We start from the raw sequence: 13,927 nt of genomic DNA, 5'->3' as shown, positions 1-13,927 counted from the left end.
GCCGGGGGCGCCGTGACGGCGGGACCGCCCGGGGCAGCCGGTCCCGCGGGACCTGAGGGGGCACCGGGGCCGCGTACGGCCGCGCGTGCGGCGGCCGGGCCACCGCCCGGCGGCACCGGCGCGGCGCCCTGGGCCGGCCCGGCGTGGGCCTGCCCGGCATGGGCCTCGGGTCCGGGCGCGTACCCCATGGCGGGCGCACCGCCGCCGCCGGCGAAGGCGACGCCGCGCTCGAGGCGGTCCAGGCGGGCCATCACGGACCGCTCGTCGCCGTAGGCGGCGGGGAGCATCACCCGGGCGCAGATGAGTTCGAGCTGGAGGCGGGGCGAGGTGGCGCCGCGCATCTCGGTGAGGCCCTCGTTGACCAGGTCGGCGGCGCGGCTCAGCTCGGCGGCGCCGAACGTGCCGGCCTGGGCCTGCATACGGTCCAGGACGTCCGCCGGGGCGTCGATGAGCCCCTTGTCGACGGCATCGGGGACGGCGGCGAGGATCACCAGGTCCCGCAGCCGCTCCAGCAGGTCGGCGACGAACCGCCGCGGGTCGTTGCCCCCCTCGATGACGTGGTCGACCACCTCGAAGGCGGCGGCGCCGTCACCGGTGGCGAACGCCTCGACGACGGAGTCGAGCAGGGAGCCGTCGGTGTAGCCGAGGAGCGAGGTGGCCATGGCATAGGTCACACCCTCCTCCCGGGCACCGGCGAGGAGCTGGTCCATGACGGACATGGAGTCACGCACGGAACCGGCGCCGGCCCGGACGACGAGCGGCAGCACGCCCTCCTCGACGGGGATGTCCTCCCGGCCGCACACCTCGCCCAGGTAGTCCCGGAGCGTGCCGGGCGGCACGAGCCGGAACGGGTAGTGGTGCGTGCGCGACCGGATGGTGCCGATGACCTTCTCGGGCTCCGTGGTCGCGAAGATGAACTTGAGGTGCTCCGGCGGCTCCTCGACGACCTTCAGCAGCGCGTTGAAGCCGGCCGACGTGACCATGTGGGCCTCGTCGATGATGTAGATCTTGTACCGGCTGCCCGCGGGTCCGAAGAAGGCCTTCTCGCGCAGCTCACGGGCGTCGTCCACACCACCGTGGGAGGCCGCGTCGATCTCGATGACGTCGATCGAGCCCGGGCCGTTGCGCGCCAGGTCGCGGCAGGACTGGCACTCGCCGCAGGGTGTGGGGGTGGGGCCCTGCTCGCAGTTCAGGCAGCGGGCCAGGATGCGTGCGCTGGTCGTCTTGCCGCAGCCACGCGGACCGCTGAACAGGTACGCGTGATTGACCCGGTTGTTCCGCAGCGCCTGCTGCAGCGGGTCGGTGACATGCTCCTGCCCGATGACCTCGGCAAAGGTCTCCGGGCGATAGCGGCGGTACAGCGCGAGAGACGACACGCATACGAGGTTAATGGCGTCCACTGACAACCGGCTCCGCCCGCGGAGCCCGGGAAACGCAAGGGCCCCCCACGCACCCGCCAGAGCCGACCTACCCTTGCTGCCTTCCGGCCCTGGGGGAGTTCAGTCAGATAGCGCCGCGTGAGGGGCTGTGCCCCACAGTACCCGATCCCGGACCGGGGTCAGTACCGCGCTCGACACCCGATGCGGGCCTGCGAGAACGAGTTCGCGAGCACTCCCCTCGGTCATGTAATGTTTCCGGCGGAGGATTCGCCTAGAGGCCTAGGGCGCACGCTTGGAAAGCGTGTTGGGGGCAACCCCTCACGAGTTCGAATCTCGTATCCTCCGCCAGTGCCTCACCGGGCACGATGTCGAAGGGCCCCACCGTTCGCGGTGGGGCCCTTCGACGTTCCGCTGGACGACCTCTCGGAGCATGATCCCCGTCACATGCGTGTGGCGATGGAGGGGGCGCCGTTCCTGGCCGCGGGTCCGTGGCGGCGGGTCCCGGCCCCGTGCACGCGACCTACCGAGCATGACTCCCGTCACACCTCGCGGTGTTATCAAGGGTGTATGGAGGAATTTTCCGGGCGCCCTGGCGACCCGGAGCGTCATCCGCCCGCCGGGAGCCGGTCGCGAGGCCGGGCCTCCCTGCTGGACCTGCGCAGCGCGGCGGGCCAGGTGTTCCTCCTCCAGGTCGTCGTCGTGGTGCTGCTGGTCCTGGCGGCGGTGGCGGCCATGGTGCTCCAGGCGGCGTCCGACGCGTTGCAGCAGGGGCGCCGGGAGTCGGTCGTCGCGGCCCAGACGTTCGCCAGCTCCCCCGGGGTGGCCGACGCCCTGCGGAGCCCGGACCCGACCGCGGTGCTGCAGCCGCGGGCCGAGGCGGCACGCAAACGCGCGGGGGTGGACTTCGTCGTCGCCATGAACACGGAGGGGATCCGCTACACGTACCCCTATCCGCGGGAGATCGGTAAGAAGTTCGTCGGAGACATCGGTCCCGCGCTGCACGGCGGGACCGTCGTGCAGCAGGCCGGCGGCCCGCCGCTGCCCACCGGCAGCGGGACGGCCGTGCAGGCCGTGGTCCCGGTGTACGACGCGCACGGCAAGGTGGCCGGCCTGGTCTCGGCCGGCATCACGGTCCGCAACGTGGCGGAGCTGTGGATGCCCCAGCTTCCGATCATCCTGGGGAGCGGCGCGGCCGCGCTGGTCCTGGCCACGGCGGGAACGACGCTGGTGTCCCGGCGGCTGCGGCGGCAGACGCGCGGCCTCGCCCCGACGGAGCTGGCACAGCTGTACGAGCACCACGAGGCGGTCCTGCACGCCGTCCGCGAAGGCGTGCTGATCATCGACGCCGAGGGGCGGCTGATGCTGGCCAACGACGAGGCCGCGCGGCTGCTCGCACTGCCCGCGGACGCGGTGGGGCGGCCGGTGGCGGAGGCGGGACTGCCCGAGCCGGTGCTCCGCGTGCTGTCGTCGCCGGACCCGGTCAGCGACGAGGTGCACCTCGCCGGGGACCGGCTGCTGATGGTGAACAAGCGGCCGACGTACCCGCGGGGCGGCCGGGGCGGCAGCGTGGTGACCCTGCGGGACTCCACCGAGCTGGCGGCGGTCTCCGGGCGGGCCGACGTCGCCCGGGAGCGGTTGAAGCTGCTGTACGAGGCAGGGACGCGGATCGGGACGACCCTCGACGTGGGGCGCACCGCCCAGGAGCTGACCGACGTGTCGTCGCCGCGCTTCGCCGACCTGGTGACGGTGGATCTGCTCGACGCGGTGCTGCGGGGCTGGGAGCCGACCGCGGAGGGCTGGCGGCATCTGCGCCGGGCGGCGATCGGCGGCGAGCAGGGGGTCGTGCCGGCGTACCCGGTGGGCGAGGTCATCACGTACGCCCCGGACACCCCGCAGATGCGGACGCTGCGGGAGGCCCGGGGCGTGCTGGAGGCGGACCTGCGACAGGCGCCCGGCTGGCGGGCGCAGGACCCGGAACGCGCCGGCGGGGCCCTGGCGGGCGGACTGCGGTCGCTGGTGACCGTGCCGCTGCGGTCGCGTGCCGTGCCGCTGGGCGTGGCGAGCTTCTACCGGACGGCGGACTCCCCGCCCTTCGAGCCGGAGGACCTCGCCGTCGCCGAGGAGCTGGCCGCGCGGGCGGCGGTCGCCCTGGACAACGCCCGCAGGTTCACCCGCGAGCACGCGATGGCGGTGACGCTCCAGCGCAGCCTGCTGCCGCGCGGCCAGCCGGAGCAGGACGCCCTCGAGGTGGCCTGGCGGTACCTGCCCGCCGAGGCGGGGGTGGGCGGGGACTGGTTCGACGTCATCCCGCTGCCGGGCGCCCGGGTGGCGCTGGTGATGGGCGACGTCGTCGGGCACGGGCTGCACGCGGCGGCGACGATGGGCAGGCTGCGCACCGCGGTGCACAACTTCTCCACCCTCGACCTGCCCGTGGACGAGGTGCTCGGCTATCTGGACGACCTGGTCGTCCGCATGGACAACGAGGAGAACACCGGGGACGCCGCCGCGGACCACGAGGGGGTGGGGGTGACCGGGGCGACCTGTCTGTACGCCGTCTACGACCCGGTGACGGGCGTCTGCACGATGGCCCGCGCCGGGCACCCCGAACCGGTGGTGGTGAGCCCGGACGGGACGGTGAGCTGTCCCGGCGTGCCCGCCTCGGCGCCGCTCGGCCTGGGCGGCTACCCCTTCGAGACCACCGACGTGTCCCTGCCGGAGGGGTCCCAACTGGTGCTGTACACAGACGGGCTGGTCGAGAACCGCGCTCAGGGCATCGACTTCGGGATGAAGCGGCTGCGCCGGGCACTGGAGGGGTCGGGCGACCGTACGCCGGAGGAGACGTGCCAGGCGGTCATCGACACCCTGAAGCCCTCTCACTCCCTGGACGACATCGCGCTGCTGACGGCCCGCACCCGGGTGTTCCCGCCCTCACGGGTGGCCGAGTGGACCGTACCGCCGGACCCGGCGCTGGTGCCCGCCGTGCGCGCGGACTGCCGGCGGACGCTGCGCGAGTGGGGTCTGGAGGAGACCGGGTTCACCACGGAGCTGATCCTCAGTGAGCTGGTCACCAACGCGATCCGGTACGGCTCGCCGCCGGTCGGCGTGCGGCTGCTGCGCTGCCGCTGTCTGATCTGCGAGGTGTCGGACGGCAGCGGCACCTCACCGCGCCTGCGGCGGGCGGCGACCACGGACGAGGGCGGCCGGGGGCTGTTCCTGGTGGCGCAGTTCGCCCAGCGGTGGGGGACGCGGTACACGCCCCGCGGCAAGGTCATCTGGGCGGAGCAGGCGCTGCAGGACGGTGTGCCCGCCGGCCAGGGCACCCCGCCGGTCGACTTCCTGCTGGAGCAGTTCGACGACCTCTGAGCCGTGAGCCGGGCCCGGGCGTGATCCCGTGCGCCCGGGCCCGGGCGCTTCGCCCGCGGGCCCGCCGGAGGGAGGCCCGCCGGAGGGAGGCCCGCCGGAGGGAGGCCCGGGCCGCGCGCGGCCGGCGCTCAGCGGCCCGGGTCCTCCTCGGGCTCGGGCCGGGTCGCCCGTTCGAAGTCCCGCCATGCCTGCCGCCGGCTCTCCTCGGAGTCCGCGAGCAGCTCTTCCAGGGGGTGCGCTGCCCCCGAAGGGGGAGGGGGCAGCGCCGTGAGTTTCGCGTAGAGGTACGCGCAGGCCTCGGCCTCGGTACCGAAACGCCGTGTCGCACCCTCCTGGGAGCGCTGTTGTACGCCCACGGTCCAGGCGCCCGCCTCGGGGCGCATGACGTAGTAGGCGTCCGGCCGCATGGGCACCTCGTGGACGCCGGTGATCTCGTAGTACGCCTCGGGGACGCCCGCCTCGCGGAGTCTTGAGACGAGTTCCGCGCTGTCCATGGCTTCGCCGCCCTGTCCGTCCTCGCCGCCTGGGCCGCCCTCGTCCCGCGGGATCAGGCCACCGGCACCGCGTCGAGGTGGTGCGAGGCGACGAGGTCGGCGACCGAGGGGGTCGTCACGTACTGCAGGCCGAGGCCGGGCTGGCCGAACCAGGGCCGGATCGGGCCGGCCCGGACCGTGAACGGCTCGCGCACCCGGTAGAGGTGGTAGCTGAACGGAAACTGCTCGACGTAGCTGTCGAGGTTGCTCGGCGGGATCGCCCGCTGGGCGTAGGGCGTGCCCGCCGGGGCGAGGAAGTTGCCGAAGCCGCTGCCGAAGAGGTCGACCAGCTGGCCCTTGCGCAGCGTCACGGCGCGCTCGACGGGCTTGCCGTTCCTCAGCACGAAGCCGTCGTGGTCCGGGTACCACCAGCCCGACTTGCCGGTCTTCGGGTCGGTCTGCCAGTAGCAGCCGAGGAACCAGTAGGGCGAGACGGAGTCCGTGCGGTGGTAACCCCGCAGCATCTTGCCGAGCGCGCCCGTGCGGGGCAGCTGCCGGGGCCCGAGCCGCCAGTCGTCGAGGAAGTACGGCTGGAGGGCGGTCGAGGGCGGGCTGTTGGTCCCGCGGCCACGGTCCGCGGTCGGGCAGTACGCCCCGCGCACCACGGGGTGCCGGTCGGCCTGGGCCGTGGCCGGCGCGATGCCGGCCATGAGGAGGAGCGAGGCGATGACGCTCCCCACGAGGGCGCGCAGTACGCGCATCCGGGGTCCCTTCTCTTCCGGCACCCACCAGGCGCCGTACGGGTGGTCGCGCCCAGTTCACCCGTGGCATATGCCGCGGTGCGGGAGGCGGCCCGCGAAGTCACCCGAAACGATGAGCGGATTCCCCGGACGGCGGACAACCGGTCCGAAACCCGGCAGATCGCCGCCCCGCACCCGGTCGGCCGGGCGAGCGGAGCGACTTCGTGGGCGCGGTGCTCTACTTGGAGAACGCCCCGTTCGTCACCGGCGAGATCCTCCACGGCGACGGCGCGTGGGCGCGGGCCACCGAGAGGACACCGTGATGAACGGCATGCCGGACACCGAGGCCGTCCTGCGCGGCGTCCTCGACCGGTGGAAGGCGGGCGTCGACGGCGGCGAACCTCGGCGGGTCGCCGCGCTGTTCACCGAGGACGCGACCTTCCAGGGGCTGCACCCCTACAGCGTCGGCAGGCAGGGCGTGGCCGACTACTACGCCTCCCAGCCGCCCGGGCTGTCGGCGGAGTACCGCGTCCTGGAGAGCAGACGCCTCGCCGAGGACGTCGTGCTCGGCTACCTGGACGTCGACTTCGCGTTCACCGACCGGCCCACGCTGCACGTCAAGCTCGGCGTGGTGCTGGTGCGGTCCGGGGACGAGTGGCTCATCGGCCACTACCAGGTCTCCCGCCTCGGCTGAAGGGTGTTGCGGAAGGCGACACCCGTCAGCCGGGCCGGTCGGCGGGGCCACCGTCCGCCGCGGCGGGCAGGCGCGCCGCCAGCCGCTCGACCCCGGCGGTGAGGGCGTCCGCCACCGACGGCGGTGGGAGGTCCGGGACTCCTGGGACCTTCCCGGGACGCAGCGTCCGTGCGGCCAGCGGGAGTTCGACCTGGACGCCCGACTGCGCGGTGAGGTTGACGGGGTTGCGCGGGTGCAGCCCGCGCAGCCCGGCCGGGATGCGGTCCAGATCGGTGACGGCGTCGAAGTCCGGTGCGTGAAGGCCGAGTTCGTGCCCCAGGATGCGGGCCGCCTCCCGGTTGGCGCCGCCCAGGAAGACGGCCCGGGGCGTCTCGCGCCGCAGGTGGCCGTGCAGGGAGACCACCACCGTCACGGAGGCGAGGAACTCCCGCAGGGCCGCGCAGTGGTCCACCGCCATCCGGTGCGAGGGGATGTGCACCGGGTCGCCGGCCGGCTGGGTGAAGACCAGCGCGGTCGCCCCGGTCCGGGCCGCCACCGCTTCGGCCAGCTCCGCCGTGCCGCCCTCCGTGCCCGCGTGCAGGGCCAGCAACCCGATGCCCGAACCGGCCGTCAGAGAGGCGGTGAACCCGGCTCCCTCGATCACCACTCGCTCGCCGCGTGCCATCTCCCGCCTCTCCCCCGGGCCCGGGACCGCTACCGCACCACCCGCACGGTCTTCGACACGGTCACCTGGTCCACCTCGGACACCCTCACCGTCACCTTCATCGTCCACGTCCCCGGGAGCGGAAGGTCGAAGGAGTCGGCCGCCCAGTAGCCGCCGCGATCGGTGACCCGGGTGTCCAGGGGGCCGATCCGCCGGTCCGCGAGGGTCAGCGTGATCCGCACCTCGGGGACCGAGGACAGGCCGCCGTCGGGGCCGTAGACGACCGCCTGGACGGAGTTGGCGCCGACCCGGCCCGGGTCCAGGGTGACCTGGACCTTGCCGTGGCCGCCGGGGGTGCCGACGTCGAAGGGGATCGTGGTGACCGAGGCGGCCGGGATGCCGGCCGCCGCTGTGCCGGAGCGCGCCGCCTCGGCCGCGGCCCGGCCCGGCGGCGTGCTCGTCAGCAGGGTCGTCAGGACCAGCACCACGACACCCACCGCCACCTCCGCCAGCACCGAGCGGCGCAGGCGGTCCGGCGGCGGCTGCGGGGCGGCGGGCGGCTCGGGTTCCGGCGGCGGCGGGGGGCCGCCGGCCGGCTGCGGGACACGGCCGGCGAGCGGTACGGGGGCCGGCTCCGCGAGGCGGGCCGTCCAGCGCCGGGAGCGGGAGGCGACCGCGAGCAGCAGGGTGACCGCCGCCAGTTTCGCCAGCAGGAGGCGGCCGTACGGCGTGCCGGTGAGCGCCTGCCAGGAGCCGAGGCCGCGCCAGGACTGGTAGACGCCGGTCACCACCAGGACCGTCACCGAGGCGAAGGCGAGGCGGGAGAAGCGGGTGGCGACGTGGGCGGCGCCGGGGAGGGCGCCGTGGGCCGGTGGCGCGGCCGCCTCCGGTGCCGTGCGGCGCAGGGTCAGCAGCAGCGCGGTCAGGCCGCCGAGCCAGGCCGCCATCGCCAGCAGGTGGAGGGTGGCCGAGGCGATGGCGAGGGGGACCTGGAGGCCCGCCGAGGCGTGCTCCGCGGCCGCCCAGGTCAGGCACAGGGCGACGGCGAGGACCGCCGCGGCCGTCAGGACGGCCCGGCGGGGGACCGCGTTCCGCCACCGCCGCACGGACAGCGCGCAGGCCCCGGCGACGGCCAGCAGGAGCAGGCGGGCGAGGAGGAGTTCACCGGGGCGGCTCGCTGCCGTGCGGGCGAGAGCGGCGAGGCCGAGCGCGGAGCCGGGGCCGGCGCCCTCCTCGTACGGGGCCCTGAGCAGGAACAGCGCGACCGTCGCCGCCACCAGGACCCAGCCGGCGGCCAAGGCCGGCCGGCGCAGGTGGTCCCGGTCGCGCGGCCGGCAGTACGCGACGAACCCGGCCGTGCCCAGGAGGAGGGCCACGGCCAGGTAGGCGGCGTAGCGGGCGATGTTGTAGAGGGTGGTGGTCGCGGGGTTCTCCGTGCGCTCCGGCAGGTTGGCGGCGGTGGCCGTGCGCCGGCCCACCGAGAAGGTGAGCGCCCCGGACACCGGGTGGCTGTCCGCCGACACCACCCGCCAGGCCACCGTGTAGGTGCCGGTGCCCAGCCGGGCGGGCAGGGTGACGCGGGCGGTGTCGGAGCGGCCCGGGACGTGGTCCGCCCCGCCGGTGCGCACCTGGTGGTTGCGGGGGTCGTAGACCCGGAAGGAGTCGGTCAGCAGGCCGACCGACTCGGTGAAGGTCAGGGTCACCTGCCGGGGCGCCGACCTGAGGACCGTGCCGTCGGCCGGGTCGGTGCCGCGCAGGGCCGCGTGGGCCGAGGCGGGTGCAGCCGTGCCGAGCAGGGCCAGGAGCAGGCCCGCGCACAGAACGGTCAGCCGCCGCGGCCACCCGTGTCGGTCGCGCACCCCATGTCTCCGTTCGCCGGCCCGCACGTCCTCCGTATACGTACGCGGCGAACGGCCGCCGTGCTCACCGCGCAGGCCGGCCCTTCCCCGGGCCCGCCTCAGGCGTGGTCGCCCGGGAAGGCCGCCTGCCGGGTGAGGAAGGCCAGTCGGGCGTGCTTCTCCGGCAGGTGCACGTCCGGGAGGTCGACCTCGGGCAGGACGACCACGGGTCCGGTGGTGAACCCCTGGCGGGCGAAGCGGGCGATCGCCCGGGTGTTGCGGACGTCGGGGTCGACGACGATCCGCCGGCGGTCGAGTCCCCGCAGGACGTACGAGGTGATGGCGGCGAGCAGGGCGGCGGTCCAGCCGGCCCGCCGGCCCGCCGGTCCCGCGGGCGCGAGGAGGAGGTGGACGCCGATGTCGCCGGGGCGCACCTGGTAGCACTCACCGACCCGGTCGGCGCCGGGCTCGTAGGTCTGGAGCAGGGCGGCCGGCTCACCGTCCCTGGTGACCAGGTGGGCGTGGTGGGTGTCGAGGGTGGCCATGTGGGTGTAGACGTCCGCCACCTGGTCCCGGGTGAGGCCGGTCATGCCCCAGAACGCGGCGCGTTCCTCGCTCACCCAGGCGTGCACCGGACCCGCGTCGGCCACCGGGTCGAGGGGGCGGATCCGGACGGTGCCGAAGCCGTCGACGTGCTGCTCGTGCGCGGCGGTGGCAGCGGGCGCCGCGGTGGGGGCGTGCGGGTCAGTCATCGGTCTCCTCGGTGTGTTCGAGCGTCAGCAGGGCCCAGTCGGTGACGACCGGGGTGAGCTCTCCCGCGAGCCAGAGGGGGAGCTGGTCGCGGTGGTGGGGTGCGCCGGGGACGCCGTCGGCGCCGAAGGGGACGATCCAGCGGCTGTCCTCGCGACGGGCCAGGTCCCAGACGTAGCGGGCGGCCGGGCCGCGGGCCGCGAGGTCGGTGAGGCCGGGCACGGCCGAGGTGCACAGCACGCAGTCGTGGTCGCCGGCGAGCCCCGGTTCGTCGTACGGCTCCCCCGGCAGCGCCCGCCAGGGGGCGAGCCGGTGGGTGGCGGACCAGGTGCCGTCGGGCGGAGCGGCGGCGACCTCCTCCACGGCGGCCCGGACGGCGGCGTCGCGGTCGATGCCGTACAGCTCCTCGGCCCGCAGCAGGTGTTCGAGGGCGTGGCCGACGCGCGGGACCAGGGCCAGCCAGGGCAGCAGGATCTCCGGGTGGGCGGGTGGTTCGGCCAGGGCGGCGAACACCGGGTGGGCGGCGAGGCGGCGGACGACCGCCGTGCGCACCGCCGCGTAGGTGGCCGCGCCGGTGCTGTCGCCGTCCATGCGGCGGTCCCAGCCGAGCAGCCGGTCGCGGAGCCGGGCCGCTTCGGGAGTGAGTCCGTCCAGGGCGGCGAGCCGGTCGAGCAGGGGGGCGGCGGAGGCGAGGTGGGTGTCGGTGTGGACGGCGGCCAGGCCGGCGGCGGACCAGGTGCCGCGCTCGGCGAGCAGGGCGCGGATGCGGGCGGCGCGGTGCGGCGGGGCGAACTCGACGCCGAGGGGTGCCGCCGGGCCGCGCTGGTTGGCCATCACCGCGATGCCGTCGGTGAGGCCGGCGTACGGCGTCTCGTGCCAGCCCTGCCAGTCGTGGCCGGGCTGCCAGGCGGGGACCGGCTGGACGCGGTTGGCCGCCGCCCGGACCGGCACCCGGCCGGCGACCCGGTGCAGGAGGCCGCCCTCGGTGTCGGCGGCCTGGACGACGTTCACCGGCTCGGCCCAGGCGTCGAAGGCGGCGTCGACGTCCTCGACCCGGCGGGCCCGCAGGAGCGGCAGGAGCGCGCTGAAGCCGAGGTCGCCGGTCACCCGGGGCGGGTAGCGCAGGGCGAGGGCGGTGGGGAACCGGTGGTCCGGGGCGGGCGGTGCCCCGGGTTGGTCCGCGGCCTCGGCGGGCGGCGCTCCGGAAGCGTCCGCGGCCTCGGCGGCGCGCGCGGGGCGGGTCTCCTGCGCGCCGGGGACGGCCCCGGCCGCCGGGCCCTCCGGGCCGTCGGCGATCACCGGGCCGCGGGCCGTTTCGAGCACCTCGACCTCCAGCGGGTGCTCCCCGGCGATCTCGACCAGCTCGGTGTGCCGGGCGGCCCGGCGCCAGGTCCCGTCCGGGTCGAGGGCCTGGACCCCGGCACCGGTGCGGCGCAGGCGCTCGCGGTAGAGGTCCTGGTAGTCGGCCATGGCGTTGGTGATGGACCAGGCGACGGTGCCGGTGTGGCCGAAGTGGGCGATGCCGGGGACGCCGGGCACGGCGAGGCCGACGACGTCGAACTCGGGGCAGGACAGCCGGATCTGCTGGTAGACGCCGGGGTCCTCGATGAAGCGGTGCGGGTCGCCGGCGAGCAGGGGCAGGCCGGTCTCGGTGCGGTCGCCGGACAGCAGCCAGCCGTTGCTGCCGGCGGTGCCGGGGCCGTCGGTGGCGAAGAGACCGACCGCCCCGTAACCGAGGTGCCGTACCGCCTGCTCGCGCCAGAGCTTGGCGGGGAAGCCGGCGAAGAGGATGTGGGTGGCGAGCCACACGCCGAGCGGGGTCCAGGGCTGCCAGGACCCGGGCGCGAGGCCGGTCCGCGCGAACTCCGGGGCGCGCCGGGCGCCGTCCGCCAGGCCCTCGTTGACGCCGTCGACGTACGCCCGCACCCAGTCGGCGGTCTCGGGGTCGCGCCGCTCCAGGGCGGTGAAGCAGCGTCTGGCGGTGTCGTCGAGGCGGGCCCGGCGGGCGAGGACGTCCCACGAGACGGCGGACGCGCCGAGGAACGCGGCCGAGGTGCCCCGGGCGCGGTGCCGCTCGACCTCGATCTGCCAGGCGCGGTCCAGGGCGGTGACGCGGCCCTGGGCGCAGGCGAGGGCCAGGACCCCGGGCGCGCGCAGATGAGGGATGCCCCAGGCATCGCGGTAGGTCTCGATCGTCACCCTGGGACACCCCTCACTCGTATGTGAATTTAGGTTAGCCTTACCTAAATGAATCTCGGGCATCCTGCGCCGGACGCCCCGGCCGCTGGAGCCACCCCCCGGCTGCGCCCCCGGGCCCGGCGGGCGATCATCGAGGCATGGACGTCACCCTGCACCTCGCCCAGGACCCCGAGGCCGACGCGCTGCTCGGGCGCAGTCCGCTCGCCGCGCTGACCGGGATGCTGCTGGACCAGCAGATCCCGATGGAGTGGGCGTTCAAGGGGCCGGCGGCCATCGCCGGGCGGCTGGGCGCCGGGGACCTGGACGCGCACGAGATCGCGGTCATGGACCCGGAGGCCTTCGCCGGGCTGCTCTCCGCCAAGCCCGCCGTGCACCGCTACCCGGGCTCGATGGCCAAGCGGATCCAGCAGCTGTGCCAGTACCTGGTCGAGCACTACGACGGGAACGCCGAGCTGGTCTGGAAGGGCGTCGAGGACGGCCCGGAGCTGCTGCGGCGGCTCCAGGACCTGCCCGGCTTCGGCAAGCAGAAGGCGCAGATCTTCCTCGCGCTCCTCGGCAAGCAGCTGGGCGTGCGGCCCGAGGGCTGGCGAGAGGCCGCGGGGAGCTACGGCGAGGCGGAGTCCTTCCGGTCCGTCGCCGACATCACCGGGCCCGAGTCGCTGGGCAAGGTGCGCGCCCACAAGCAGGAGGCGAAGGCGGCGGCCAAGGCCGCCAAGGCCGCGGGGAAGTGACCTCAGCCGGCCGGCCCCGCTCCGCTGGCGGGGCGACGCCGGCCGGTATCAGCATGGAGCATGACCGAGGCACCCGGCGGTCCCCCCTGGGACCGTGAGTACGACGACCGCAGCGTCCACGCGGGCCACGCGCCGCGTGGGCACCACGAGCCCGAGCCACCCCTCGAAGGTCCCCTGCACGCCCTGTCCCGGGCCGCCTGGCAGCTCGTCCTGGGCACCGGCGTCGTCTCGCTCGTCCTCGGCGTCCTGGTCCTCGTCTGGCCCCACCAGTCCCTGACGGTGGCGGGGGTCCTCTTCGGCGTGTACCTGCTCGTCAGCGGCGTCTTCCAGCTCGCCGCCGCCTTCGGCACCCACCAGCGGGCCTCGCTGCGCGTGCTGGCCTTCGTCAGCGGCGCGCTGTCCATCCTGCTGGGGCTGTTCTGCTTCCGCGGGCCCATGCAGTCCGTCCTGCTGATCGCCCTGTGGATCGGCATCGGCTGGCTGTTCCGCGGGATCACCCAGACCCTGGCCGCCGTCTCCGACCACGGCATGCCCGCCCGGGGCTGGCACATCGCCCTCGGCATCCTCACCTTCGTCGCCGGCATCGTGCTCATCGACGCGCCGTTCCGGTCGGTCGCGGTGCTGACCCTGGTCGCCGGCTGCTGGCTGGTGGTCGTGGGCGTCGTGGAGATCGTGACAGCGCTGCGCATCCGCTCACGCGCCCGGCAGGTCCCGCGCACGGTGTGAGCCGGGCGCCGGGCCGAGCGCATCGCTGTGAGCCGAGCGCACCCCGTCAGCCGAACGCACCGTGCGGGCCGAACGGGCGGTGTGAGCCGGGCGCACCGCTGTGAGCCGAGCGCACGCGTCAGCCGGACGCCGGACCGAACGCACCGCGTCAGCCGGACACCAGGCCCAACGGACCGTGCGCGGGACCTGCCGCCGGGCGCTGAGCCGAACACTCAGTACGAGCCCGGCACTGAGCCGAACACACCATGTCAGCCCGGCGCCCCGCCCGCGCACGGTGCGAGCCCGGCGCTGAGCCGAACGCACCATGTCAGCCCGGCACTGAGCCGAACACACCGCGTCAGCCCGGCACTGAGCCGAACACACCATGTCAGCCCGGCGCCCCGCCCGCGCA

At 75.1% G+C, this 13,927-nt stretch carries 11 protein-coding genes, 1 tRNA gene and 1 other RNA gene; 5 read left to right on the top strand and 8 right to left on the bottom strand.

Translation table 11 applies throughout. The annotated features are described in order from the left end of the window. On the bottom strand, positions 1-1,376 hold a 1,376-nt coding region (locus tag V7E45_RS24785; RefSeq protein ID WP_333776399.1), incomplete at its 3' end, for a DNA polymerase III subunit gamma and tau. A gap of 57 nt (positions 1,377-1,433) precedes the next feature. Next, positions 1,434-1,530: signal recognition particle sRNA small type (gene ffs, locus V7E45_RS24780), an RNA gene on the bottom strand. A gap of 109 nt (positions 1,531-1,639) precedes the next feature. Between ffs and V7E45_RS24775 the strand changes: the two genes are divergently transcribed. Further along, a tRNA-Ser gene (locus tag V7E45_RS24775) sits at positions 1,640-1,727 on the top strand. A 219-nt stretch (positions 1,728-1,946) separates the two neighbouring features. Beyond that, entirely contained in the window at positions 1,947-4,742 is a 2,796-nt protein-coding gene (locus tag V7E45_RS24770; protein ID WP_333776398.1) for a SpoIIE family protein phosphatase, read from the top strand. A 128-nt stretch (positions 4,743-4,870) separates the two neighbouring features. Here V7E45_RS24770 and V7E45_RS24765 read toward each other — a convergent pair whose 3' ends face one another. Next, positions 4,871-5,236 (bottom strand): hypothetical protein, encoded by a 366-nt coding sequence (locus V7E45_RS24765; RefSeq protein WP_333776397.1) that lies wholly within the window; start codon positions 5,234-5,236, stop codon positions 4,871-4,873. 53 nt (positions 5,237-5,289) lie between these two features. Beyond that, complete coding sequence (locus V7E45_RS24760) at positions 5,290-5,976, bottom strand: TNT domain-containing protein (protein ID WP_333776396.1); 687 nt, start codon at positions 5,974-5,976, stop codon at positions 5,290-5,292. 301 nt (positions 5,977-6,277) lie between these two features. Between V7E45_RS24760 and V7E45_RS24755 the strand changes: the two genes are divergently transcribed. Next, a complete protein-coding gene (locus tag V7E45_RS24755) occupies positions 6,278-6,649 on the top strand; it encodes a hypothetical protein (protein WP_333776395.1) in 372 nt (123 codons plus the stop codon). 25 nt (positions 6,650-6,674) lie between these two features. Here the strand turns inward: V7E45_RS24755 and V7E45_RS24750 are convergent, their stop codons facing one another. From V7E45_RS24750 to V7E45_RS24735, 4 genes are all read right to left on the bottom strand, one after another. Beyond that, positions 6,675-7,313, bottom strand: a complete 639-nt coding sequence (locus V7E45_RS24750) for a poly-gamma-glutamate hydrolase family protein (RefSeq protein WP_333776394.1) — start codon at positions 7,311-7,313, stop codon at positions 6,675-6,677. A gap of 29 nt (positions 7,314-7,342) precedes the next feature. Next, the gene (locus V7E45_RS24745; RefSeq protein ID WP_333776393.1) at positions 7,343-9,151 is read right to left on the bottom strand and encodes a copper resistance CopC/CopD family protein; all 1,809 of its coding nucleotides are present in this window, start codon (positions 9,149-9,151) and stop codon (positions 7,343-7,345) included. 98 nt (positions 9,152-9,249) lie between these two features. Next, positions 9,250-9,882 carry a GNAT family N-acetyltransferase gene (locus V7E45_RS24740; protein ID WP_333776392.1) on the bottom strand — a complete coding sequence of 211 codons (633 nt, stop codon included), beginning with the start codon at positions 9,880-9,882 and terminating at the stop codon, positions 9,250-9,252. Then, positions 9,875-12,079: a penicillin acylase family protein gene (locus tag V7E45_RS24735; protein WP_333776391.1), complete on the bottom strand. Its 2,205-nt coding sequence runs from the start codon at positions 12,077-12,079 to the stop codon at positions 9,875-9,877. The genes V7E45_RS24740 and V7E45_RS24735 overlap by 8 nt, the downstream gene beginning before the upstream one ends. A 137-nt stretch (positions 12,080-12,216) precedes the next feature. Between V7E45_RS24735 and V7E45_RS24730 the strand changes: the two genes are divergently transcribed. Both V7E45_RS24730 and V7E45_RS24725 read left to right on the top strand, forming a co-directional pair. Beyond that, positions 12,217-12,810 carry an HhH-GPD-type base excision DNA repair protein gene (locus V7E45_RS24730; protein WP_333776390.1) on the top strand — a complete coding sequence of 198 codons (594 nt, stop codon included), beginning with the start codon at positions 12,217-12,219 and terminating at the stop codon, positions 12,808-12,810. A 60-nt stretch (positions 12,811-12,870) separates the two neighbouring features. Then, positions 12,871-13,536: an HdeD family acid-resistance protein gene (locus tag V7E45_RS24725; protein ID WP_333776389.1), complete on the top strand. Its 666-nt coding sequence runs from the start codon at positions 12,871-12,873 to the stop codon at positions 13,534-13,536. Positions 13,537-13,927 lie beyond the last annotated feature (391 nt).

Origin of the sequence: Streptomyces sp. IBSBF 3136 (genome assembly GCF_036815105.1) — a bacterium.
In the GTDB taxonomy this organism is placed as follows: domain Bacteria; phylum Actinomycetota; class Actinomycetes; order Streptomycetales; family Streptomycetaceae; genus Streptomyces.
This window is presented reverse-complemented; position numbering and strand designations above follow the sequence as displayed.